The following is a 23,487-nucleotide window of genomic DNA, read 5'->3' as shown; positions in this document are numbered from 1 at the left end:
AAGCCAGCTCCCACACTCAGATCAGCGCACGATCTTGTCTACCTGAATCCCCAGCTTTTTCAGGCGATACCAGAAGCTGCGCTCGGAAATGCCGATCCGCTGCGCCGCCGCGGCCTGCACCCCATTGCTCTCCTGCAACGCTGCAAGAATGTAGGCTTTCTCCACCTCGGCCAGCGCCGCATCCAGATCCCGCGGCACGCCCGGCCCGTCGCTGAGGATCGCGGTCACATCGCCCTCGCTCGGTTTGGAAGCAAACAGATACCCCGGCAAATCAATATCCTCGATCACCGATGAAGCCGCGACGATGGTTGCGCGCTCCACGCAGTTTTGCAGCTCGCGAATATTGCCCGGCCAGTGATACGCCGCCATGGCCTGCAAGGCCTCGGGGCTGAAACCGGCGATGCGCTTGCCGGTGGTGGCGCTCAGGGTGTGGGCGAAGTGGCGCGCCAGGGGCGCAATGTCTTCCACACGTTCGCGCAACGACGGCAACGGAATCGGGAAGACATTCAGGCGGTAATACAGGTCTTCGCGAAACTCCTTGGCCGCCACCGCATCCAGCAGGTTCTTGTTGGTGGCGGCAATTACTCGTACATCCACCTTGCGCTCGCGGGGGTCGCCTACCGGCTCGATAACCCGCTCCTGCAAGGCGCGCAGAATCTTGGCCTGCAACGCCAAGGGCATATCACCCACCTCATCCAGAAACAGCGTGCCCTTGTCGGCCTGCATGAAGCGCCCTACCCGGTCAGCCACGGCGCCGGTGAACGCGCCTTTGCGATGGCCAAACATCTCGCTTTCCAGCAAGCCTTCAGGGATGGCCGCGCAATTGACCGCCACGAAGGGTTGGTCGGCACGGCTGCCATGCTTGTGGATGGCGCGGGCGACCATTTCCTTGCCAGTGCCGCTTTCGCCGGTCAGCAGGATAGTAGCGTTGCTGTCGCGCACCGAATCGACCGCCTGGAGCACTTGGCGAAACGCCGGGCTATCGCCCACCAGGCTGTCGAACTGCGCATGCTCGTCCAGCTCGGCGCGCATGCGCGCGTTGTCGCGCATGATGTCGCGAAACTGCAGGGCCTTGGCCACGGTGATGTCCAGCTCGTCGATGTCGAACGGCTTGGCAATGTAGTCATAGGCACCGTTACGCATCGACTGCACGGCGTTTTTCACCGTGCTGTAGGCCGTCATCACGATCACCGGCAAGGTCGGATAACGCACCTTGATTTCGGCCAGCAACGCCGGCCCGTCCATGCCCGGCATGCGCCAGTCGCTGATGACCAGGTCGATGTCCTCCTCCCCCAGCACCTTGAGCGCATGCAGGCCATTGCCCGCGCTGAACACCTGGATGCCGTTCTGGCTCAAGGCCTGGGTCAGCAGATCACAGAGCTTGGGCTCGTCGTCGACCACCAATACGTTATGCGTCATGCCCTTCCTCATCTTCACCGTCGTCTTCACCGTCAGCCGGAATGTACAGGCTGAAGGTCGCGCCGGCATCTTTCTCACTGGCGCATTCGATGCTGCCGTCGTGACTTTCCATGATCGAATAGACTTTGGCCAGGCCCAGGCCTGTGCCCGAGGCCTTGGTGGTGACGAATGGCGTGAAGATACGCTCCACCATGTCCGCAGGGATGCCCTCGCCGGTATCGGCGATGCTGATCACGGTGTTGTCGCCCACGCTGCGAATGCCCAGGGTCAGGCGCCCGCCGTCGGGCATCGCGTCGATGGCGTTGAGAATCAGGTTGAGACAGGCCTGCTTGAGCTGCTTGGCATCGGCGTAGATCGTCGCGCCAGGCGCCTGGTCGTCGATCTGCGCGTCAATGCGATGGCTGCTCAGCTCCGGGCCGCAGAAACCGAGGATTTCTTCCACCAGGGCGCGTGCCGGTTGCTGCACGCGTATCGGCGGGTTGGGCTTGGCGAAATCGAGGAACTCGGTAATCAGCTCGTTGATGCGGCTGACCTCGCTGATGACATATTCCAGGTGACGCTTGTCGGTTTCCGCCAGGTCAGCGCGCCGATGCAACAGTTGGGTGGCGGTCTTGATGATGCCCAATGGGTTGCGAATTTCGTGAGCCAGGCCCATGGCGACTTCACCCAGGGCATGCAAGCGGTCACGCCGGCGCAGTTGGGCTTCCAGATGATGCAACTCGCCCAGGCGTTCGGTCATGTGGTTGAAGGTGCTGCTCAATTGCGCCAGTTCGTCACCGCCACTGACCACCACACGGTGTGCATAACTGCCCGAGATCACCGCATCCACGCCCTGGGACAAATCGCGCAGAGGCTTGGTCAGGCGCCGCGACACCAACAACCCAGCCGCCAATGACAGCGCCGAGCTGACCAGGAAGATCAGCACGAACAGGTTGCTCTGGTTCACCAACCCCACCAGGCTGGTATGGCGTAGCAGGCCGCTGAAGATCACGCCTTGCAACTCACCGGCGTCATTGAAAATCGGCCAATACAAACCGCTGTACTGGTTAGTGAACTGCTCGCTGGGCTGCTTGGTGCTGCGCAGGTAGGCCTCGACATTCTTGGGGATGCGCGAGGGATGATTGGCGAAGCGCTGGGTGGAAAATATTTCGGAAAACCCGGCAGGGTTGGCCAAATACAGACGCAGGTCGAGGGAATGCACATCGGCCACGCTGGTGAGGAAACTGCTGTCCAGGTAAGTGGCGACCAGCAACAGGTAATCAACGCCGTCACGGCTGGTTTCGAAGGTGGACACCACCAGGCCCGTGCTCACGCCGGCGACTTGCACGGTTTGCAGCACCGCGTTGCTGGTGAGGTTGATCTGCCTGACGATGTCATCGGCGGCCGTGCTGAACATCACTTTGCGGTCGCTGGTGCGAATCAGCGCGACCACGTCGATATCGGTGGCATCGGCAATGTCGGCGGTGAGCCGGTCATGCTTTTCGGCATTTTTGGACGACGGCGGGCTGGTATAGCGCAGGAACAGCTTGGCCATGCGCGCGTTGTCGTGAAGGATGTCGCCGATTTCGTCCTTGACGATCTTGGTCGACTCTTGCAGCCAGATCCGCACGTTGCTGTCGAAAATCTGCGACAGCGTGGTGGCAGCCAGCTCAGCCGCGATCATCGTAGGAATCACGCTGACCAGCCAGAACGCCAGCACCAGCTTGCGCTGGACGCTCCAACGCGAAATGGCAAAGGGGCGGGCTTTCTGGCGGGTCTTGGTAATCATCAGGTTTCGCTTATCGCAGCAGCCATGGCAGGGTCGGAACGATCCGGTCGAATAAACAGTTTTACAAGCTTGAGCAGGCCGTTGACCAGCCAGTTACGGTGGCGGAAGAACAGGCTGTTGCCCTCGAACTCGCACCCCAGGCGCAGTTTACTGGCATACCCGGCCTGGCCGCACTCGTACAGCGCAATACGGTGTTCAATACAGTAGTCGACATTGGTCAACCAGCTACGGAAGTACAGGTTGTACTCGCGGCTGAACGCAAGGTCATGGCCAAAGAACTTGTCCACCAGCCGATGCTCATCCAGCAGGATCAGGTTGAACGCCACCAGGCGCTCGTCCACCCAGTACAGAACACAGACCGCCCGCTCGTGCAGGTGTTCGAGCACCCCCGTGAAGTAACCGGCGGGCAGGCGTTCGAACTGCAAGTCTGCGCGCGCGAGCGTGGCCTCGTACAGGCGCATGACCTCGGGCAGCACGTCATCGATATTGCGCCGCCACTCGACCCGCGGCCCTGGTGCGCGCAGTTTGCGGCGCAGGTCCTTGCGCGTGGATTTGCCCAGCGACCCCAGGTAGGCATCCACCGAGCCATAAGGCAGGGGCAACACCCCCGTGGGCAAACTGGGCATGCTTTGAAAGCCTGCGGCAAGGCAGCTCTGGGCCCAATGCGGGTCGTTGGTGGGCGCATCCTTGACCGCCAGCAAGCCGATACCGAGCGCGTTGGCATCGCTGCGCGCAGCCGCCAGTAACTGCTGCAACAGCAACGGGCGCCGGGATTCGGCCACATGGCTGGCGACACCGGCATCACAGCGCTCAGCCACCGGCGAACCGATGGCGTACAACGCCAGTTGCAAAACGCCCGGCCACAGCCGCTCCAGGCGCTCGGTCAAGCGTTTGCCGGCCCCCGACAGCGTAGTGTCGAGGCGATAATGGGTGATGAACGCGGCAGCCACGGCCACCAGCGTTTGATCCTCGAAGACCGCCAGGTAACGCCACTGAAAGTCATCAATTGCGGCGTTTTCCACGGCCAGGTAATAGTCCCAATCCTCCAGGGCACCGGGAAAACAGTCGTTCCAGGCATCGCGCTGGATAGCCCGGATGGTCGGGAAGGCTTGGGTGGTTATCACAGATTGCCCTTATTTCAATGGCGAACGCCGATCCAATGTGGGAGCTGGCTTGTCGGGTCGCCGCATCGCTGCGATGCAGGCGCCGCGGTGTATCAGGCAGATTGCAGTGATGCCATCGCCGGCAAGCCAGCTCCCACAGGTGCCTGCGTTGGCTTGAAGACTGCGTGCTGCTCGACAAACCTGGCACTCAACTCGATCACCCGGCGGTACTGCAAATCGACCGTGATCATGTGGTAGCAGTTGTCCAGCAGGATCTTGGTCACCGGCCCGCCGAGGTGGCGCTCCACGTAATCGGCGTTCCAGCGGCTGGTGATGTCGTCCTCGATGGAATGCAGCACCAGCGCCGGCACCTTGATCTGGGGCATGCGTTTCTTGACCACCGCGTTCATGCGGTGCAGCTCGCGCACGGTGATGCCTTCCATGGTCAGCAACCCCGCCTCACTGCTCTCGCCTTCCTTCATCTGCCGCTCGACGATGGCCCGCAGGCGCTCGTTCTTAATGCCATAGGGCGGCTTCTCTTCGAAGCTGCAAATGTGCACGCCGAACGGAATCTTCATCAGCAAGGGCGTGAGAAACGCCAGTTTGTTGATGCTCCAGCCGTCGTACTTCAAGGTGGTGGAATACATCAGCAACCCGGCGACTTGCCCTGGGTGTTCGGACGCCACATACATCGACATCACCGCGCCCATGGACAAGCCACCGACAAACACCTGCCCGTGGCGTTGCTTGACCTGTACGAAGGTCTTGCGCACGCCTTCGTACCAGTCCTGCCAGCCGGTGGCCTGCAAGTCGCTGTTGTCGCCGCAGTGCCCGGCCAGCGTGGGCACATACACCGTGCAGTTGCCCGCCTTGGCCAGGCCCTTGGCGACCTGGCGCAACTCGGTCGGTGTGCCGGTCAGGCCGTGGATCAACAGGATCCCGACCGGACCATCACCGAGAACGAAACCGGCAGTGCCTTCACCGAGGTCGATCCCTTGAGCATTCACCGCGTGGTCGCTCGCACCAGCAGTTGCTCCAGCAACTTCAGACCCAGGTCGATTTCCGGGTAGCTGATTTCCAGGGACGGCGCCAGGGTGATCACGTTCTTGTAGTAACCGCCCACATCGAGGATCAACCCGAGCTTCTGGCCGTCTACCAGCATGTCGCCTTTCATGCCTTCTTCGACCATGTAGTCCAGGGTCGCCTTGTCCGGGGTGAAGCCATCCGGGCCGCAGATTTCGCAGCGCAGCGCCAGGCCCAGGCCGTCCACATCGCCGATGATGGGGAAGCGTTTTTGCAAGTCTTGCAGGCCTTCCAGGAAGTATTTGCCCTTGGCCATGACCATGGCGCCGTAGTCGACTTCGCTGGTCATCTTGAACATTTCCAGGCCCACCGCGGTGCCCAACGGGTTGGAGGCGAAGGTGGAGTGAGTCGAACCTGGCGGGAACACCTTCGGGTTGATCAACTCTTCACGGGCCCAGATACCGCCCAATGGGTTGAGACCATTGGTCAACGCCTTGCCGAACACGATCACGTCCGGCTGTACATCGAAGTGCTCGATCGACCAGAGTTTGCCGGTGCGATAGAAGCCCATCTGGATTTCGTCGGACACCATCAGGATGCCGTGCTGGTCCAGGACGTGCTTGAGCTCGCGGTAGAAATTCATCGGCGGGATCACGTAGCCGCCGGTGCCCTGGATCGGCTCGACATAGAAAGCTGCGTATTCGCACTGGTTGGTCTTAGGGTCCCACACGCCGTTGTATTCGGTCTCGAACAAGCGGGCGAACTGCTGCACGCAATGGCTGCCGTACTCTTCCTTGGTCATGCCCTTCGGGCCACGGAAGTGGTAAGGGAATGGGATGAAATTGGCGCGTTCGCCAAAGTGGCCGTAGCGACGACGATAGCGGAAGCTAGAGGTGATCGACGAGGCGCCGAGGGTGCGCCCGTGGTAGCCGCCTTCGAAGGCGAACATCAAGCTTTTGCCGTTGCTGGCGTTGCGCACCACCTTCAGGGAATCTTCGATGGACTGCGAACCGCCGACGTTGAAGTGCACACGGCCGTCGAGGCCGAACTTGTTCTTGGCATCGACCGCGATCATTTCCGACAGCTCGATCTTGCCTTTGTGCAGGTACTGGCTGGCGATTTGCGGCAGGGTGTCGATCTGCTTTTTCAGCGCGTTGTTCAGGCGCGGGTTGGCATAGCCGAAGTTGACGGCCGAGTACCACATCTGCAGATCGAGGTAGGCCTGGTCTTCGGTGTCCCACACATAGGAGCCTTCGCAGCGGCTGAAAATACGCGGCGGCTCGATGTAGTGAACGGTGTCGCCGTAGGAGCAATACTTGGCTTCTTTATCCAGAAGCACCTGGTCTTCAGCGGTAGCGATACGGATATCAGACATGATGGAAGAGTTCCTGATTGTCAGAAGAGGTGTTGAAGGTGGTGGCGTTGGCGGCGAGGCCTTGTGGCAGCTTGGCCAGCAACGCCGGCACTTGCGCAAAGCTGTCGAAGCGCGCATGAGGAATCTGGTGGGCGACGCAGTAGTCGGCGAGGCTGCCCTTGGCGAACACGAAGTCGGCGGTGGAGGCCACGCACATGTCGGACTTGCCGTCGCCGATCACCAGCACGCGCTTGTTGCGCGGCGTGGATTTGCACTTGCAGTTGCCGGCAGCGGCGCGACAGGCATCGCTGGCATACGGGAAGTCGATGCGCCAGCTGTCCTGGTCGACCTGGCGCAGGCGGTTGGCGAGGATCGGCAACAAGGTCACGTAGTTGCGCGAAAGGATGCGGGCAATGCCCTGCTCGATGCCATCGCTGACCACTTCGATGGAAGCACCCAGGCCCATGACGTGATCGACAAAATCCGGGAAGTCCGGGTCGATCTCGACGCTGTCAAAGTACGCCAGCAGTTCAGCCGGGGTGGCCTTGATCAGCGCCAGTTGGCGGCTCAGGCATTCGCGTGAACCGATATGCCCATCCAGCCATTCCTGCTCAATGGTTTCCCACTCGGGGCCGGCGAAGCGTTGGAGGACGTTGTCGATGACATCCGTGGGAGTAATGGTCCCGTCGAAGTCACACACGATATGCCAGTTGATCATCTGCCTTTCCTTTAGGTAAAGGGCCTTGGAGGAGCGCGCTGTCTGCGCTTGCCAAGGGATAGAGCAGGGACTGTGCCAACTGGCCAAAACCCCGCAGGGCTGGGGGTGAGCGCGAAATGCGCAGCGATATATGTCGCAGGAGCTACAATTTTTGTAGCTTGCTACAAACAACATGAGTGCTTGCGCAGGCGCGTCGGTTTGCGCGTTCATGCGCGCCTGCCCACCTTCAGGAAACGTCTCCATGTCCAAGCTCGCTGCTGCTGTATTCACCGGTTTACTTGGAGGGTGGGGCCTTTGCAGTGCCGCGTGGGCAGACGGCATCACAGGCGACGTGGGCGCGGGCCTCAGCTATCAGCCCCACGACCCCAGCGCCAGCCGCTACGAAACCCGGCCTGTGCCTTACCTGGACCTGGATTGGGGCGACGTCAGCCTGAGTACCGATGACGGCCTCACCTGGAGCGCCCTGGATACCCACGGCCTGACCGCTGGCCCCTATATCAACTACCTTCCGGGGCGTACTTCCAACGGCGAATTGCAGGGCCTGCGCAACGTGTCGGACATGGCCGAGGTGGGCGGCTTCGTCCAATACGCCCCGGCCAATTTCTGGCGGGTCTATGCGCAATTGGGCCAGGCCGTGGGCGGCGGGCATTCCCAAAGCGGCGCCCTGGGTAAAATCGGCGGCGAACTGGGTTACCCCGTGGGTGGCGGGATTATCGGCAGCAATAGCCTGGTTGCGCATTTTGCCGATGCGCGCCAGACCAATACCTTCTTCGGCGTGGACAACAACGAAGCCGTCGCTTCAGGCTTGCGACCCTATAACGCGAGCGGGGGCTTCCAGAATGTGACGCTGAGCCAAAGCTTCGCCTTCCCCCTGGCGCCCCATTGGTCGCTGCTGACCAGCGCCAGCTGGGTACACCTGGTGGGGTCGGCGGCCAAGAGCAGCATCGTCAAGGAGGCTGGCCATGTGAATCAGGGCCAGGTGCAGACGGCGATCAGCTACACCTTCGACTGAATTACACGGGAGCAAAATTGTGGGAGCGGGCTTGCTCGTGAAAGCAGTGTGTCCGTCACCCGATACTTAACTGACCCACCGCATTCGCGAGCAAGCCCGCTCCCACATTGAGCCTGTGTTTCATAGCACTAACTTCAGTGTTCTTCGCCTTCAGCCAACAGCGCGATACCACCGATAATCACCACCACGCCCACCCAATGCAGCACGCTGATGTGCTCGCCCAGCCCCAGCCAAGACCCCAGCAATACGGCCACAAACACCAGCGAACTCAGCGGAAACGCCAGGGACAAACTGCTACGCCGCAGGATCAGCATCCACACAAAAAACGCACCCAGATAGCTGGCAATCGCCGCCAGAATCCCCGGGTTGCGCGCCACGTCCGCCAGCCATTGCCAACTGAAGTCCATCGGCCCCAATTGATCGCCGGCCACCTTGGTGAACAACTGCCCGGCGCTTTCGGTGGCGATCAGCAGTGCCCACAGCACCAGGGTGCCAAGCCGCCCATGCAGCCAGCCGGTATTGATTGTTTGCGTTGTCATGCCTGGTTCCCCGCGATTGCTACCAACATCACACCCAAAGTGATCACCAATGTGCCCAGCCAGCGACGTCGGCTGACGGTTTCCTTGAGCACCACCCTGCCCGCCAACACCACCAGGCAATAGGCCAACGCCGCCAGCGGAAACAGCAGACTCAAAGGCGCACGGGACAGCGCTTCGAGCCACACAAAAAACTCAATCACATAGGCGCCGACGCCGGCCCACAGCAGCGGCGCATTGAACACCTGGCCCCAGAACGCACGCAGGCGAAAACCGCCATCGAGTTGGGGCAAACGGTCCACGCCCAATTTGAAACACAGCTGGCCAATCACATCGAGGACGATGGAAAACGCCAGTAACAACACCACGGTCAGGGTCACGGGAACAGCTCCTCAAACAGGTCGATCAAGGCTTCATTGGTTGCGGCATTGCGCTGCAAGTCTTGCGGGCTCCAGCGCTCCGGTGGCGGCTGGTCGGACTTGGCTTCCCAGCGCTTGAACGCGTTGCTGAACGCCGGTGTGGCGAACTCACCGCAGATGTCGATGCCAATGATGCGTTTACCCGCCGCCAACGCCCGCAGGGCCTGGAGCAAATGGGTCAGGCGCATGCCGCCCTGGTCCCAGTTGGTGGCGGCGTCTTCAATGGCCAGCACATCTTTGTCGATGGTGATCCAGATCGCCTCGGTGGGCAGGCTGGCAATCATCTGGTCGAGGAAGGCTGCCCAATCCAGGTCCGCCAGGTTGCGCCAATGCAGGTGGTTTTCCTGTTGCTGGTGGCCGGCGCCGTCCCCCACCCGGCCCCAGACCTTGGACGGCGGATGCTGCCAGGGAAACAACTGCAAACGCCCGCGCTTGAGGGCGCCAAGGTTGCCGCCGCGCAGTTGCGGGTTATGCAGGTCATCGCTGCACGGGCCGAGGGTGACGATGCGTTGGATCGCCGGCATCTTCAGCGCCCGGTTGACCCACGAACCGCAGTGCCGCTTGGGCGCAAAGCGCACCCAGTCGGGGTGGTTGTCAAAGTGAATCAGGCTGACAGGTTCCTTGAGGTCGGCCAAAAACGCCGGCGTAAGGTGGTGATAATCGCCGGAGCCGACAAACAGGATTTCCGGGCGCGCGTCACGGGGCCGTGGCCGTTGGGCCAGGCGCTCGACGAAACGCTTCCAGGTTTTTTCGGTGGACCACAAACGCAATTTCGGGCCCAGGTCCAGCAGGTCCAGGCGCGTGGCCCGACCGCTGGCCAACCGCCGGGCAATCGGTGCCTGGCCGGTGAGGCTGTGGTCAAGGTCTAGAATGTTCAAGGTAAGTTTTACCCCTAATGGCAGCGCCCAACCGCAGGCCGGTTGGGCTTTAGGGGGGTAATGCAAGGGATGGGCCAGCGCTTGGATGAGCGCCATGTTTGCAAACAATGAGTATCACGTGTGGGAGCTGGCTTGCCTGCGATAACGGTGTGTCAGCCAGCCCATTTGCAACTGACAGTCCGCTATCGCAGGCAAGCCAGCTCCCACATTTTGCTCCGTGCTCGGCCTCAGGATTTCGATTCGTTGATGATCTGGCGAATCGCGCCGACGAAGGCTTCCGCCGGTTGCCCACCGCTCACCGCATATTGGTCATTGAAGACAATGGTCGGCACCGAACTCACCCCACGAGAAACCCACAGCTGCTCCTGCTCGCGGACTTCGGCGGCGTATTCATCGCTGGCAAGAATCTCGGCGGCGCGCGCAATGTCCAGCCCTACGCTCTCGGCGATGATCGCCAGGGTCGCGTGGTCGGAAGGATCCTGGCCATCGCTGAAATACGCCTTGAACAGCGCTTCCTTGAGGTTGTATTGCAAACCTTCCAACCCGGCCCAATGCAACAGGCGGTGCGCGTCGAAGGTGTTGTAGATACGGCTCTGGCCGTCGGTGCGGAACGCAAAGCCCAATGCGGCGCCCATGTCGCGGATACGCGCACGATTAGCCTGGGACTCTTGCGCCGTGGAGCCGTACTTTTCGGTGATGTGCTCGACGATGTTCTGCCCGATGGCGGGCATGTTCGGGTTCAGTTCGAACGGCTGGAAATGAATCTCGGCCTGCACTTCGCTGCCGAGCTGGTCGAGGGCTGCGGTCAGGCCGCGCAGGCCGATGATGCACCAGGGGCAGGATACGTCGCTGACGAAATCGATTTTCAGGGGAGTACTCATGGTGGGCAACCTCGCGTGCAGTCATGCGCATACATAAAGGTTGCACGATACACCACCTTCACAGCACCTTCGAAGGCTCGCTCAAATCGATCTGCGCCCAGTGCGCGGCATCCTGGCGATGGGCTTGCAGGTAGGGCAACACCGCCGCCAGCAAGGGCGCCTTGAACGCTTCCTGAAAACGGTGGGCCAGGCCGGGAATCAATTTCAACTGGCTGCCCTGGATATGCGCGGCCAGATGCACGCCGTGCATTACCGGCAACAACGGGTCGGCGGTGCCGTGTACGACGAGGGTCGGCACCCGCAGTTGGTTGAGCAAGGGCACACGGCTCGGCTCGGCCAGGATCGCCATGATCTGGCGCTTCACGCCTTCGGGGTTGAAGGCGCGGTCATAGGACAGCGCCGCCTGGTGCAGCAACGCCTGGCGATCGTCCTTGATATCCGGGCTGCCCAACGCCGCGAGCAAGTCTGCCTGTTGCTCCAGCGCCACCTCACGATTGGGCGCGCTGCGCCGCGACAGCAATTGCACCAGGGCTGCGTTCGGTGCGGGCAGGCCCTCGGCGCCGGAGCTGGTCATGATCAGGGTCAGGCTTTCCACACGCTGTGGCGCCATGGCCGCCAGGTGTTGAGCGATCATGCCGCCCATGCTTGCGCCAAGGACATGAAATTGCTGCACCTGCAATGCATCCATCAAGCCCAGCGCGTCGTCGGCCATGTCGGTCAACGTATAGGGTGCCGCCACCGGCAAACCGAGCTTGTAGCGCAGCACTTCGAAGGTCAGGTTGGCGCTCGCCGGCGCCTGCCGCCAGGTGGACAGGCCGACGTCGCGGTTGTCGTAGCGAATCACCCGAAAGCCTTGTTCGCACAGGGCCACCACCACTTCATCCGGCCAGTGAATCAACTGCCCGCCCAGCCCCATCACCAGCAGCAACGCAGGGTCGGACGCACGGCCGATACTTTGATAGGCGATGCTCACCTGAGCCAGGTCGACCGTTTGGGTCGGGACATTGACATCACACCGAGAAGCCGCAAAAGACGGCAGGCCGAACAGGAGAGCGGCCACTAAAAACAACGCACGCATGAAAAACACCAAAACGCAGAACCCCAGTAGAGCGCGAGTCTGATGAAGTTTGTTCAAGCGCGCTGCCACAGTTCGATGACAGTTTGATGAAGAGTGCCCAGCGGTCATGTCGATAGCTATGTGCCGCAGCCCACTTGGCATGTCGATCTCTAATAGGGCTTTGGCCTTTTAGATAGAGCGACTCCGCCCCATGCCTTCTTCCATTGCCCTACCTCCTGCGACACACCCACTGATGCAACCGGCCATCGACGAACACCTGCTCGCCGATGCCACGCAACGCTTGCAGAACTGCCGCGCCGAGCTGCTCGTGCTAATGGAGGGTATCCCGACGGTGCGCGACACCATCAATCGGATGCTCCAAGCGCAGCTTCAATTGGACGGCGAGCGCGTAGCACTGGAGTTTCCCGCCACCGAGCGACGTGGGCGCAGCCGCATTGTCCTGACAGATGCCTGCCTCTATATGCAACAGCATCCGGCCCTGGATACAGCGCAGGTGCCAGACGTACGTGTGCTCAACCTGCCGCGGTCCCACGCGTTGTCGCGCTACACCGCGGCGATGCTGCTCGACGAGCTCAAGGGCCTGGACCTGGAACAAAGCCTGGATGACCACTGGCTGCGCTACTGGCGTACAGAGCGAGCGCCCCGCTCGCCGGTAACTTGCTACAAGCGGGTGCTGGAGCTGTACCGGATTCACATTGAAGCCAGCGCTGAGCGGTCACTCGCCTCGGGGAAGGTGCATGCCGAAGTCCTCGATCCCGTGTTTTCACTGCTCCATTCGCAGTCGGCTACAGCGCAGACACCTCGCCGCTACACCGAACACCTATTTCTCAAGCCCCACGACGCCCCAGCCATCGCCCTGCCTGGTGCCTGGGTATTGAGCCTCGATACGGAAACGCCGGCCAGTCAACTGCTGTACCTGCCCACTCAGGTTCCGACATGGAAGGTATTGAGCAGACGCGAAGACCTGGAACGCTGGCTGCTCGACCGACAGCAAGCGCTGTTCGGCATCACCGAGGTCGATCCTTTGGCAAGGATCGACTATAAGGCCAGCCACAACCCGCTGGAAACGGGCATCACCCTTTGGCTGAAGCAATTGACCGAGGCGCAATATCAGGACGCGCTGAGTCCTCTTGCGAACGTACAGATCCACAACGCTTACTTGGCCCTCCAGCACGTCGACCGGCTTGATGACATGCGTAAAACCCGCTGTCTGTTTGCCTCGGAGCCTGAACACCCGGAATCGGCCGTCGGCACCACTAGCCCCCCACCCGTTCCCCAATTCGGCCGGCTGCATAACGGTGTCGATACCCGCCAACGCAAAGCTTTGATCGAGCACCAACGGCGCGCCCTGGAAAACCTGTTGGGCAACGACACACCAACGAGTGAGCGCTGGCAGTCATTCAAGCAACAACTGGACGCACTCAAGGCGCTACAACACGCTGCCGAAGCGGCGGCGCGGGCCATGCTCAACCGAGCGCCCCTGGATTTCGACACGCTCAACACCCACTACACTGCGCTGTACCAGGCACGTTTGCAGGGGGTGAAGACCGAAGCGCGTATCCAGCGAACCCTCGATCAACTAAGTGAGGACGAACTGCAACTGATCGAAAACGCCCTGGCCGCACCCTCGCCGGATGTCGTCGCGTTGACCTTGTCGGTCACTCAAACCGGGAATCCAACGCCTACCCGCACCGAACTCAACGGGCCACTGGTTTTCCTTCCACCCCAGGACGAATCCACGGCCGGGATACGTGAAGGCGTGCATATCATTTACTGGCCCGGCAGCGACGGTGGTTTGCAGCGTTTCTCGTCGCGCCAGGCACTGGAGGATGGGATATTTGGCATCCAGCCCGAGGATCAACAACTGGCGCTGCAATTCACGACACTGACCCAGGACCCATTCGACTACAGCTTGAGCAGTCAACAGGCCGCCTTTGAAGAACAGGCCGCCCGCGTGCGCCAGACGTGGTCAGCCGATGAACACGCGTCACAGCGCGTCGGTGAACTGGAGCAACGGGTTGAGCAAACGCTGCCTGGCTTGCTGGTGCCCGAAAACTCGGCGCGTGAGGCGGCGTTTCTGCTACTTGTCGAACAACATAATGCGCGGCTGCTGGCCGAACGACTGCCGTCATGGCTGATCACTCAACCCGTTGAAAAACGCGAGGCATTCAAGGCCCTGCTACGCGCCTATATACCGGCGCTGAACAATGCCCAGACGCTGCTGGAGCGCTCCCTGCCACCGCGTGACGCGTTCGTCAGGCACAAGCTCGATGCGCGTATACGCAAGGATTTTTCCATCCGCAAAGGCTTTACTCTTCAACTGGAACTGCCTGACTCGGTGGAGCAAAAACGCGACATCATTGCCGGCGCAGCACCGGGTACTCCGGTCAAAATCATTGATGTACCCAGTGCCAGGCGCAGCCAGATGACGTTGGACGACCTGGCGCTACGCAACATCGACGCCGAGCTGAGCCAGCGCCTGGGGTTCGTGACTGTCCAGGTGACGGCCGACGATGTCGAGGAGCGTGACACACTCAAAGCTGGCATCACAAAAAGCTACCTGAAGAAGCTAGTCACCGGCCTTGACCTGGCTAAACAGTACGAAGTCCGCATCCTCGACGCGTTCAAGGGCGCCCAGGGCGAATCCATCCATCAAAAACTCTACCGCCGCGAATGCCTGGTGGAGCCTTTGCGCCTGATGCTCAAAACGCAGGGCATATTGGCGCACATGCAGAACCACATCAGCGCCGACGAAGTACAGGTGTTGAACACCGCCATCGACGCCGATACCCAGGCCGCCTGGCACGCCAGCGCGAAGCGCATCCGTCTGCTGCCGGCTCATCTGAGTGTTGGTGGTGCGGACACCCGGCAGGAGAGCCAGATTACCCTGTCGGGCATCACATTCATCGAGGAACAAAACTCGGGCAGCACCTTGCTTTACCTTCCGGACGCGCCTGACGAACGCTACCTGCGCCGTTATGCCAATCTGGAGCAGGCGCGCATTGCCCTGTTCGAACTCTGCCGTCTCGACAGCATGGCGCTATACGTGGCGGGTCGCGCAATCAAGGGTGATGTGCGAGCACACCTGGGTCGTATCGACCATGCCACCGGTAAAGGCTACGACGCGATGATACAGGCCGGACTCCCCTGGCCAGTCACCACTTCGTTGGCCGCCCATCAGTTGAATGCTCAGATGGGCCGTTTGCTGGAAGCGCATCGTAATGATGCGCGATCCAATGATGACCTGGCCCACGAAAAATATTCTCTCAAAAGCGGCAAGGTGTTCAACGGCATCAAAATCGCTCTGTCGTTCGTACCCTTTATCGGCACTGCAGTGTCCCTGGCAGACGCCACTACCAGCCTGTATCAAGCGGTAGCTGCATTCAGGCGCGGTGACACCGGGCATGGCATCGAACAATTAGCCTCGGTGTTCGAGTGCCTGGTATACGCGGCGATGGATACCCTGGCGCTGGCGGCCGTGCCCGGCTCACGCGGCAGTTCGGCCCGGCGATTGAGCGCCGCACACCAGCTCAAGCATCCGCGACGCCCAAACTTTTGGCGCTCTGTCAAAACACACCAGCGCACAACCGCACGCCAGCGTTTTGCCGGTTACGAACACCCGCATATCTTCAGTATCGACAGCCTGCAACCGGTACATACCGGGCCTTATCGCCATACCCTGCGCCACACCTCTGGCGAGCATTTCATCCTCAGTGAGGGGCGCTATTACAACGTCAAGTTTGACCCAACGGCTCACGAGATGCGTCTGGTCGCCAAGGGCAAGTATTACTCACCGGCCGTTGCCCTGGACCACGCGTTGCAGTGGGACACTTACTCGGCACTGCATGGCGGCCACCTCACGGGTTATGGCGGCGGCAGCAGGCGCACAGGACGTGACGCATCGCGGGCGCGGGCCAACGTGCCAGCAACCGTCGCTCGGCAACTGCCTGCAGACGCGCTTGAGGTCAATATGCAGCGCCTCGAACTCGGCCAATCCCTGCAAAACCAGGCCCGTGCCTGTTACGGTCAGGTCAGCGAGACCACCAGCAAGCTAAAGAAATTTGCCAGCGACTATCCGGCCCCGTCAGACGTATCGCCACAAAAATTAACGGACAGCAAAATCCTGGATATCGCGCTGACCAAAGACGTCGACGATGCCAAGCACCTGTATGCATCGTTCGAAACGGCTAAACAGCGTCAAGTGCATATTCGCGACCTCGACTATTCCGAGGAACTGAACCGGACAGCCCACATCGTAGCGGACCGCCTGAACCATCTGATCCAGAATGCAAAAGACCGGGCCGGTGTGCTTATCGATCGAATCATCGAGATCAACCACCAACTGAACCGCTCATCTCACACACCACGGGCTCTTCAAGCACTGACCCAAGAAATCAGACAGTGTCGCCTGGACTTGCTCGATGAGCTGAACCGGATAGAGGCCTCGATGAAAGACATGAGCACGTGGGTCAAACGCATCACCGTCAGGCACACGCGCACGGAGGTCTCCACCTACTTGGATGCCTGGAAAAACAGGTTTACCGACCTGCGCATGGCGAGCACGAGAAGCAGCAATCTCATGCAAGCGCTCAGCCTGCGGCCAGACACCTTGAGCATTGACTGGCTGTTTCTGGAGGCCGCAGTGCATCGAGCCAGAAGCAAGTTCGATCGTGCCGTCACCAGCCACATGACGTTGCCCGATGCCAACATCAGCCGTGTCGAACGCAACCGGGTCCTGCAAAACTGCATCAAGGTCTATGAAGACTTGTCGCTTGACTTGATAACCTGGAACGAAAAATCGCCCAGCCATTTCGACCAAAGCTTTCTGGCGCTGCTGCAGAAGGATCTTGCCCGCCTGATACGAAAAGCCCAGCGCACGATAAAAAAGCCCGCTTCCCAGTCAACATCGAACACCACCCAAACGGTGTTTGAAACTGAAGAGGGTCAGTTATTGATTGGTATCGAGAAGCCGGCCGGAAAACAATCGCCGAGGCAATTCATCATCAACGATGCGGATGGGGCGACTGTTGAAGTGTGGGACAAGATTGGCGACAGCAACACCTTTCGCTTGAACACCAACCAAAGCCGAACGGTTGCCGCCCCACCGAAGCTCCCCACCGACATAAACGCCTTGCTCGCCAACGCCCGTGCACGCTTGGCGGCGGCGGATGCCTTTGAAAATAAGGTGCGAAGCTACAAAACCATGGAACCGATCAATCTTGAACATATGCTGGTGACCGAGGCCAACGATCTGCGTGCCCGCGCCAGCAAAGTGCAGAGCCTGGATGCAAACAACCCGATCATCGAACAACTGAACACTCGAGCCAGTGCGCTTGAAAAGTCCGGTGAAGCGTTGCGTATCACGCGCAGCCTGCAAAGCAGTACGCCTACCGAGGGCTACCTGGATTACCTGATGGACAAAGGTCGCGTGGTAATCCGCAAAAAAGGCACACGGCAAAAAATGCGCGAAAAACGTCCCGATGGACAAGACGACTACCTGCAAGAATATGAAATATACGAGGCGAGCAAGCAGGCGAAAACCGACAAACCGATCTGGTACGCCCATTTTCATTACGATGCGCCGAACTCGGCATTCGACAGTTTTCGCAAAGCACATTTAAAGCTGCAACATCAGCAATATCTCGGGATGAAATGGCAAGCCGCCAAAGAGGGTGCTGGCGCTGCCTTTGCCGACACCAGGATCTGGCGCGGCAACATCGACAAGTCGATCGCCGAAACCCACTTCCTGCCATTGGGTTGACGCCGTTACGCTGCGGCCAACATGAACAAAGCTCAATGCATTATCATTGAACGCAAATTGCACTCATGAAGGCCGCCATGCTCGAAATTCGCCACCTCAAGACGCTTCACGCCTTGCGCGAAGCTGACAGCCTGGTCGAGGCCGCCGAACGCCTGCACCTGACCCAGTCCGCCCTGTCCCATCAGTTCAAGGAGCTGGAAGAGCGCTTGGGCATGCAGTTGTTCGCGCGCAAGACCAAGCCTGTGCGCTTCACCAGTGCCGGCCTGCGCCTGCTGCAATTGGCCGACGCCACCCTGCCCTTGCTGCGCGGCGCCGAGCGCGATATTGCGCGGCTGGCCGGGGGCACCGCCGGGCGTTTGCACATGGCGATCGAATGCCACAGTTGTTTCCAGTGGCTGATGCCGACCATCGACCAGTTCCGCGATGCCTGGCCGGAAGTCGAGCTGGACCTGGCCTCGGGCTTTGCCTTCGCGCCGCTGCCGGCCCTGGCCCGTGGCGACCTGGACCTGGTGGTGACCTCCGACCCGCTGGAACTGCCGGGCATCACCTACGTGCCGCTGTTCACTTACGAAGCCATGCTGGCGGTGGCCAACCAGCACGCGTTGGCGAACAAGTCCTACATCGTGCCGGAAGACCTGCTGACAGAAACCCTGATCACCTACCCGGTGGAACGTGACCGCCTGGACATCTTCACCCGCTTCCTGGAACCGGCCGACGTTGAACCGGCCCAGGTACGGACTTCGGAGCTGACGGTGATGATGATGCAACTGGTGGCCAGCGGCCGTGGGGTGTGCGGCATGCCTCACTGGGCGCTGCATGAATACAGCTCGCGCGGGTATGTGAAGGCCAAGCGTTTGGGTGAGAAGGGTTTGTTCGCCACCTTGTATGCGGGCATTCGTGCCGACATGCTCGATGCGCCTTACATGCGCGACTTTTTGCTGACGGCCAAGGACACCTCATTTTCCACCTTGGATGGCGTCAGCGCGGTGCGTTGAGCGGGCTTCAAGTGTGTGGCCTTGTGTGAGTAATGCTGGTCAGTTAAACGCAGCCCCCCCTGTGGGAGATTGCTCGCGAATGCGGTGGGTCAGTCAACGTATCCAGTGACTGGTATCGCGCTTTCGCGAGCAAGCCCGCTCCCACATTTTGATCTTCGTTGCTTTGAGTATTGCGTTCGCTTAACTGACCGGGATCAGGGCTTGCCAGCGATGCAGGCAAGCCAGCTCCCACAGTGAATTTCAGTCAACGTGCAATTCACGCCACATGTGGATCTTGTCGAAGTATTCGACGCCTACCCGCACCGCCAGTGGCTCCAGGCCGTACTGAATGAAACCGCAGCGCTGGTAGAGCGCAAAGGCGGCGTCATTGCCGGCGGTGACCGTCAGTTGGATCAGCTTCAGGCGCGGGTGGCGGCGGGCCTCTTCCAGTGCCGCTTGCACCAGTTGCCGCCCAAGCCCCTGCTGTTGATAAGCCTCGGTCACGTACATGCCGAACAAGGTGACTTTGTGCCGGGCCTTTTCCCGTGGCTCGAACGCAAGGCCGACAATACCCGCCAACTGATCGCCGTCGAAGGCGCCAAACAGGCGGTCCAGCGGGCTGTCGAGGCGTTTTTCCCACCAGCTCAGGGGCATCAGAGCACGCTCGGCCACGCTGGAGGTGAACGCCTGGGGATAAGCGCCATACGCCTGTAGCATCAACGCCCGGTAAGCAGGCGCGTCTTTAGCCTCCAGCGCGCGAATGATCATGCGTCGATCAGCGACGCGCGGTAGAGCGGCAGGATCGTATCGCGGGTCAGCGGCGCCAATTGCAGGCCGCCATCGCCCGAGGGGTCGATCCAGCGGATTTCTTCAATTTCCGCCGCTGGCGTGACCGCAACGTCGATCTGCACCTGGAACAGCTCGGCCTGCACGGTGAAGCCCGGTTCGTTGGCGGCAGGCGCCGAGAATTGGCCGAGGTACGTGGCGTCCTCTACCTTGATGTGCAGGTTCAACTCTTCATACAGCTCACGGGCCAGCGCCTGGACTGGTTGTTCGCCCGCGTCGATCTTGCCGCCAGGTTGCATGAACGCCTGGGTGCCGCGCTTGCGCACCAGCAGGGTCTGGCCGGCTTGATCAATGAGGATGGCGGCGGCGATGCGGATGGTTGAATCATTCATGAAAGAATCGAGGTCTCTTCGGGCTGTTTGATAAATACGCTGTACTTGGCGCCTTCCATCGCTTCGAACGCGATCAATTTGTCCACCAGCGGCAAGTTCAGCACTTTGCCGGCATTGAGCAACAGCATGCCGTTATCGGCGTTGAGGTTACGGGCCAACACCATACCGGCCTCAAGCTCACGGGTGGTGAGGACTTTGACCGTAGGGTCGCCCAGGGTCACGTCGCTGAGGAAGGTGGCGCAGGCTTGCACAAAATCTTCCACCAACGCCGGGTCATACAGGCGCCCGGCGTACTTGCGGATATACAACAGCGCTTCGTCGCTGTTGAGGTGTCGCTCCAGGATCAGGCCTTTCTGCAATTCGATAAAGTCCACCGCCAGCTTCAGCAGCCGTGAACCGGGCGGGATGGTATCGCCCTTGAGGTGGTCGGGAAACCCCGTGCCGTCCCAACGTTCCTGGTGATGACGAATGATCCGCGCCGCGTCCTTCATCGGCTCCAGGGTCATCAGCAACGACTCGCTCTGCCCCGGATACTCACGGTACAAACCGCGGTCGGTGCTATGCAGTTTGTCCGACGGTGCAACCATCATGCTGTCGGTCCAGCTCAACTTGCCGATGTTGTACAACGCGGCGGCCATGGTCAGGTCACGGGTGCTGGATTCGTCCATGGACTGGGCGGCGCAATACACGCGGATCAACTCGATCAACGCACGGTTGGTCTGTTTGTCCTTGGGCAAGCGCAGGTTGGCCAGCAGCGAGAAGACTTCGGTGCCGGTCACGTAGCTGCGCTTGAGCTCGTCGTAGGCCAGGTCGAGCATGTCGGCGGTTTGTTGCAACTCGGCGGTACGCGCCGCCACGCGTTTTTCCAGGGTGGCGTTGAGCAGCTTGAGCTGTTCGGTCTGGTCTCGGGCCAGGCGTTCAAGCCGTTGGTGCTCGAGGGTTTGCTGCAACACCAGTTGCAACTCCTCGTCGTTCCAGGGTTTGCTGATGTAGCGGTGGATCTGCCCGTCGTTGATCGCCTTGATGATGGTGGTCAGGTCGGCGTAGCCGGTGAGCAGGATGCGGCTGGTGGCGGGATACAGGCGGTGGACCTCGGCCAGCAGCGTGGCGCCGTCCATGCCGGGCATGCGCGCATCGCTCATCACCAGATCGATAGGCCGGGTCGCCATGATCTCCAGCGCCTGGGCGCCGCTGGTGGCCAATACCACGTCATAGGGCTGGCCGCGCAGCAGGCGGCGCAGGCTGTTAAGGATCGACTCTTCATCGTCGACCAGCAAAACAACGGACTTCGTAGCGAGTTGTTCATCCATGGCGACTCTGCCTTCAAATTAAACGAAGTTAGGCTAAATTGAATCCGCGCAATACAAAGCGCGATTGATTTGACGCCAACTGGCCGTCGATATCAAGGGAACTCAACTATGCTGCACTGCATGCTCGCGCCCCGTTCAGTTGTAGAACCAGGGAAGGAATTGTCATGCCATCAAGCCTTTTGCACGTGCCGAGTGCGCCATGAGGACGGAATCGGGCCGGGCCAACCGGCGCATCCTGATCGTGGATGACACGGCTTCGATCCACCAGGATTTCCGCAAGATCCTTTGTGCCGACGAGTACGGCGAGCCCTCCCTCGACACTCTGGAGTCCGCCCTGTTCGGCACCACGGTGCCGGTGCGCCAGGCGTTTGACCTGGACTCGGCCTATCAGGGCCAGGAAGCCTTGGCGCTGGTCAAGAAAGCCCTGGACGCCCACTCGCCCTACGCCATGGTGTTTATCGACATGCGCATGCCCCCTGGCTGGGACGGCCTGCACACCATCGAACAGTTGTGGGAGGTGGACCCCAACCTGCAAATCGCGCTCTGCACGGCCTATTCCGACTATTCCTTCGAGGCCATCGAAGCGCGCCTGAAGTACAACGACCAACTGCTGATCCTGAAAAAGCCCTTCGACCACCTGGAAATCCGCCAGATGGCCAGCGCCCTGACCTGGAAATGGCAACTGGCCCAGGACGCGGCCCTCAAGGTGATCAGCCTGGAGCGCACCATCGAGGAACGCGTGCAGGAGCTGCTCAAGGTCTCGCACTTATTGCAATACGACGCCCTGACGGAGTTGCCCAACAGCACGTTGCTGGGCGACCGCCTGACCCAGGCGATCGCCTTGGCCCGCAGGCACGACACGCAACTGGCGGTGATGTTTCTGGGGCTCGACCGCTTCAAGCGCATCAACAACGCCCTGGGCTATCCGGCAGGCGACGATGTGCTTGCGCAGGTGAGCCTGAGCCTGGTGGCGGCGGTACGGGCGTCGGATTCGGTGTTTCGTTACGGCTCCGACGAGTTCGTGGTGCTGCTCAACGATATCCAGCATCCCCAGCAAACCCAGCACATTGCGCAAAAGGTACTCAATGCCGTCAGCGCGACTCGCCATGTCGCGGGGCATGACCTCAGTGTGAGCGCCAGCCTGGGCATCAGCATTTACCCCGATGACAGCGACAATGCCGTGGGCTTGCTCAAGCATGCTGAAACCGCGATGCGTACCAGCAAAGAGCGCGGCCCGGGGGATCTCAGCTTTTACACCGAAGACATGAACCTGCGCGCCCAGCACCAGCAAAACCTGGAAAGCGCGATCCGCCAGGCGCTGGACCGCGATGAGTTTGTGCTGCATTACCAGCCCAAGCTGGCGCTGGAGACCGGGCGCATCGTCGGTGCGGAAGCGCTGACACGCTGGTTTCGACCGCAGTCGGGTTGGGTCAGCCCGACGGAGTTCATTCCGGTCGCCGAAGACAGCGGCCTGATCGTACGCCTGACTCAGTGGGTACTGCGCCAAGCCTGTACACAGGCCCAAGCCTGGCGCGAGATGGGCCTGGCGCCCCTGCGCATGTCGGTGAACATCTCGGCGATCGACTTTCGCCAACGGGACTTCGTCGACAACCTGGCCGCCATCCTCAAGGACACCGGCCTGCCGCCCACCCAACTGGAACTGGAAATCACCGAAAGCGTGCTGATGCAGAACGTCGACGAAACCGTGGAAACCCTGCAAAAGATCAAGGCCATGGGCATCCGCCTGGCCCTGGACGATTTCGGCACTGGCTACTCCAGCCTCAGCTACCTGCGGCGCTTTCCCATCGACGTGCTGAAGATCGATCAATCCTTCGTGCGCGGCCTGCGCATCAATAGCCAGGACGAACAACTGATCAGCGCTATCATCGGCATGGGCAAGAGCCTGGAACTGAACATCATTGCCGAAGGCGTGGAAACCGTCGACCAACTGAATTTCCTCAAAGCCCAGCAGTGTGAGGAGGGCCAGGGCTTTCTGTTCAGCAAGGCGCTGCCTTCGAAAGATTTCGTGCAGTTGCTGCAAACGGATAGCGCGACACTGATGCCGGATCAATAAA

Annotated in this window: 18 protein-coding genes; 4 read left to right on the top strand and 14 right to left on the bottom strand. The window is 60.5% G+C overall.

What is annotated here, in order from left to right; translation table 11 throughout:
* Positions 1-21 precede the first annotated feature (21 nt).
* The 6 genes from BT199_RS07895 to BT199_RS07870 all read right to left on the bottom strand — a co-directional run bounded on the left by BT199_RS07895 (position 22) and on the right by BT199_RS07870 (position 7,385).
* Positions 22-1,419, bottom strand: coding sequence for a sigma-54-dependent transcriptional regulator (locus BT199_RS07895; RefSeq protein ID WP_072434259.1), 1,398 nt, complete (start codon positions 1,417-1,419; stop codon positions 22-24).
* Positions 1,409-3,187, bottom strand: a complete 1,779-nt coding sequence (locus BT199_RS07890) for a sensor histidine kinase (RefSeq protein WP_032903293.1) — start codon at positions 3,185-3,187, stop codon at positions 1,409-1,411. The genes BT199_RS07895 and BT199_RS07890 overlap by 11 nt, the downstream gene beginning before the upstream one ends.
* On the bottom strand, positions 3,187-4,311 hold the full coding sequence (locus BT199_RS07885; RefSeq protein WP_020301176.1) for a GNAT family N-acetyltransferase: 1,125 nt from the start codon (positions 4,309-4,311) through the stop codon (positions 3,187-3,189). Before BT199_RS07885 ends, BT199_RS07890 begins: the two co-directional genes overlap by 1 nt.
* Before the next feature lie 92 nt (positions 4,312-4,403).
* Positions 4,404-5,297, bottom strand: a complete 894-nt coding sequence (locus BT199_RS07880) for an alpha/beta hydrolase (protein WP_058410457.1) — start codon at positions 5,295-5,297, stop codon at positions 4,404-4,406.
* Entirely contained in the window at positions 5,294-6,688 is a 1,395-nt protein-coding gene (locus BT199_RS07875) for an aspartate aminotransferase family protein (RefSeq protein ID WP_003188936.1), read from the bottom strand. The genes BT199_RS07880 and BT199_RS07875 overlap by 4 nt, the downstream gene beginning before the upstream one ends.
* Positions 6,681-7,385: an MtnX-like HAD-IB family phosphatase gene (locus BT199_RS07870; RefSeq protein ID WP_020301178.1), complete on the bottom strand. Its 705-nt coding sequence runs from the start codon at positions 7,383-7,385 to the stop codon at positions 6,681-6,683. Before BT199_RS07870 ends, BT199_RS07875 begins: the two co-directional genes overlap by 8 nt.
* A gap of 241 nt (positions 7,386-7,626) precedes the next feature.
* Between BT199_RS07870 and BT199_RS07865 the strand changes: the two genes are divergently transcribed.
* The gene (locus BT199_RS07865; RefSeq protein ID WP_072434258.1) at positions 7,627-8,397 is read left to right on the top strand and encodes a MipA/OmpV family protein; all 771 of its coding nucleotides are present in this window, start codon (positions 7,627-7,629) and stop codon (positions 8,395-8,397) included.
* Between the two features lie 134 nt (positions 8,398-8,531).
* Here BT199_RS07865 and BT199_RS07860 read toward each other — a convergent pair whose 3' ends face one another.
* The 5 genes from BT199_RS07860 to BT199_RS07840 form a co-directional block, all read right to left on the bottom strand.
* Positions 8,532-8,936 (bottom strand): EamA family transporter, encoded by a 405-nt coding sequence (locus BT199_RS07860; protein WP_014717122.1) that lies wholly within the window; start codon positions 8,934-8,936, stop codon positions 8,532-8,534.
* On the bottom strand, positions 8,933-9,313 hold the full coding sequence (locus BT199_RS07855) for a DMT family transporter (RefSeq protein WP_003188930.1): 381 nt from the start codon (positions 9,311-9,313) through the stop codon (positions 8,933-8,935). The genes BT199_RS07860 and BT199_RS07855 overlap by 4 nt, the downstream gene beginning before the upstream one ends.
* The gene (locus BT199_RS07850; RefSeq protein WP_072434429.1) at positions 9,310-10,230 is read right to left on the bottom strand and encodes an arginase family protein; all 921 of its coding nucleotides are present in this window, start codon (positions 10,228-10,230) and stop codon (positions 9,310-9,312) included. Before BT199_RS07850 ends, BT199_RS07855 begins: the two co-directional genes overlap by 4 nt.
* A gap of 227 nt (positions 10,231-10,457) precedes the next feature.
* The gene (locus BT199_RS07845; protein ID WP_058410460.1) at positions 10,458-11,111 is read right to left on the bottom strand and encodes a DsbA family oxidoreductase; all 654 of its coding nucleotides are present in this window, start codon (positions 11,109-11,111) and stop codon (positions 10,458-10,460) included.
* A 58-nt stretch (positions 11,112-11,169) separates the two neighbouring features.
* The gene (locus tag BT199_RS07840; protein WP_019817689.1) at positions 11,170-12,189 is read right to left on the bottom strand and encodes an alpha/beta fold hydrolase; all 1,020 of its coding nucleotides are present in this window, start codon (positions 12,187-12,189) and stop codon (positions 11,170-11,172) included.
* 190 nt (positions 12,190-12,379) lie between these two features.
* On the opposite strand from BT199_RS07840, the gene BT199_RS07835 reads away from it, so the two are divergent.
* Together BT199_RS07835 and metR are read left to right on the top strand one after the other, a co-directional pair.
* Complete coding sequence (locus BT199_RS07835) at positions 12,380-17,950, top strand: dermonecrotic toxin domain-containing protein (protein WP_256575934.1); 5,571 nt, start codon at positions 12,380-12,382, stop codon at positions 17,948-17,950.
* Between the two features lie 77 nt (positions 17,951-18,027).
* The gene (gene metR, locus BT199_RS07830) at positions 18,028-18,945 is read left to right on the top strand and encodes a transcriptional regulator MetR (protein ID WP_058410480.1); all 918 of its coding nucleotides are present in this window, start codon (positions 18,028-18,030) and stop codon (positions 18,943-18,945) included.
* Between the two features lie 240 nt (positions 18,946-19,185).
* Here the strand turns inward: metR and BT199_RS07825 are convergent, their stop codons facing one another.
* Genes BT199_RS07825 through BT199_RS07815 form a run of 3 tightly spaced genes read right to left on the bottom strand, consistent with a single transcriptional unit; the run spans position 19,186 to position 21,412 of the window.
* Positions 19,186-19,692: a GNAT family N-acetyltransferase gene (locus BT199_RS07825; protein WP_032903295.1), complete on the bottom strand. Its 507-nt coding sequence runs from the start codon at positions 19,690-19,692 to the stop codon at positions 19,186-19,188.
* Positions 19,689-20,102: an NUDIX hydrolase gene (locus BT199_RS07820; RefSeq protein ID WP_072434256.1), complete on the bottom strand. Its 414-nt coding sequence runs from the start codon at positions 20,100-20,102 to the stop codon at positions 19,689-19,691. Before BT199_RS07820 ends, BT199_RS07825 begins: the two co-directional genes overlap by 4 nt.
* Entirely contained in the window at positions 20,099-21,412 is a 1,314-nt protein-coding gene (locus BT199_RS07815) for a response regulator c-di-GMP phosphodiesterase, NosR family (RefSeq protein ID WP_014717113.1), read from the bottom strand. The genes BT199_RS07820 and BT199_RS07815 overlap by 4 nt, the downstream gene beginning before the upstream one ends.
* Before the next feature lie 199 nt (positions 21,413-21,611).
* Between BT199_RS07815 and BT199_RS07810 the strand changes: the two genes are divergently transcribed.
* Positions 21,612-23,486, top strand: coding sequence for a putative bifunctional diguanylate cyclase/phosphodiesterase (locus BT199_RS07810; RefSeq protein WP_072434255.1), 1,875 nt, complete (start codon positions 21,612-21,614; stop codon positions 23,484-23,486).
* The last annotated feature ends 1 nt before the right edge of the window (position 23,487 follow it).

This window comes from Pseudomonas sp. NFR02 (assembly GCF_900119375.1).
Taxonomy (GTDB): Bacteria; Pseudomonadota; Gammaproteobacteria; order Pseudomonadales; family Pseudomonadaceae; genus Aquipseudomonas; species Aquipseudomonas paracarnis.
This window is presented reverse-complemented; position numbering and strand designations above follow the sequence as displayed.

Bases quoted from the DNA above. Each gene is read 5' to 3' on its own strand.
- BT199_RS07895 (WP_072434259.1), bottom strand. From the start codon at position 1,419: ATGACGCATAACGTATTGGTGGTCGACGACGAGCCCAAGCTCTGTGAT.
- BT199_RS07890 (WP_032903293.1), bottom strand. From the start codon at position 3,187: ATGATTACCAAGACCCGCCAGAAAGCCCGCCCCTTTGCCATTTCGCGT.
- BT199_RS07875 (WP_003188936.1), bottom strand. From the start codon at position 6,688: ATGTCTGATATCCGTATCGCTACCGCTGAAGACCAGGTGCTTCTGGAT.
- BT199_RS07870 (WP_020301178.1), bottom strand. From the start codon at position 7,385: ATGATCAACTGGCATATCGTGTGTGACTTCGACGGGACCATTACTCCC.
- BT199_RS07865 (WP_072434258.1), top strand. From the start codon at position 7,627: ATGTCCAAGCTCGCTGCTGCTGTATTCACCGGTTTACTTGGAGGGTGG.
- BT199_RS07860 (WP_014717122.1), bottom strand. From the start codon at position 8,936: ATGACAACGCAAACAATCAATACCGGCTGGCTGCATGGGCGGCTTGGC.
- BT199_RS07845 (WP_058410460.1), bottom strand. From the start codon at position 11,111: ATGAGTACTCCCCTGAAAATCGATTTCGTCAGCGACGTATCCTGCCCC.
- BT199_RS07840 (WP_019817689.1), bottom strand. From the start codon at position 12,189: ATGCGTGCGTTGTTTTTAGTGGCCGCTCTCCTGTTCGGCCTGCCGTCT.
- BT199_RS07835 (WP_256575934.1), top strand. From the start codon at position 12,380: ATGCCTTCTTCCATTGCCCTACCTCCTGCGACACACCCACTGATGCAA.
- metR (WP_058410480.1), top strand. From the start codon at position 18,028: ATGCTCGAAATTCGCCACCTCAAGACGCTTCACGCCTTGCGCGAAGCT.
- BT199_RS07825 (WP_032903295.1), bottom strand. From the start codon at position 19,692: ATGATCATTCGCGCGCTGGAGGCTAAAGACGCGCCTGCTTACCGGGCG.
- BT199_RS07820 (WP_072434256.1), bottom strand. From the start codon at position 20,102: ATGAATGATTCAACCATCCGCATCGCCGCCGCCATCCTCATTGATCAA.
- BT199_RS07815 (WP_014717113.1), bottom strand. From the start codon at position 21,412: ATGGATGAACAACTCGCTACGAAGTCCGTTGTTTTGCTGGTCGACGAT.
- BT199_RS07810 (WP_072434255.1), top strand. From the start codon at position 21,612: ATGAGGACGGAATCGGGCCGGGCCAACCGGCGCATCCTGATCGTGGAT.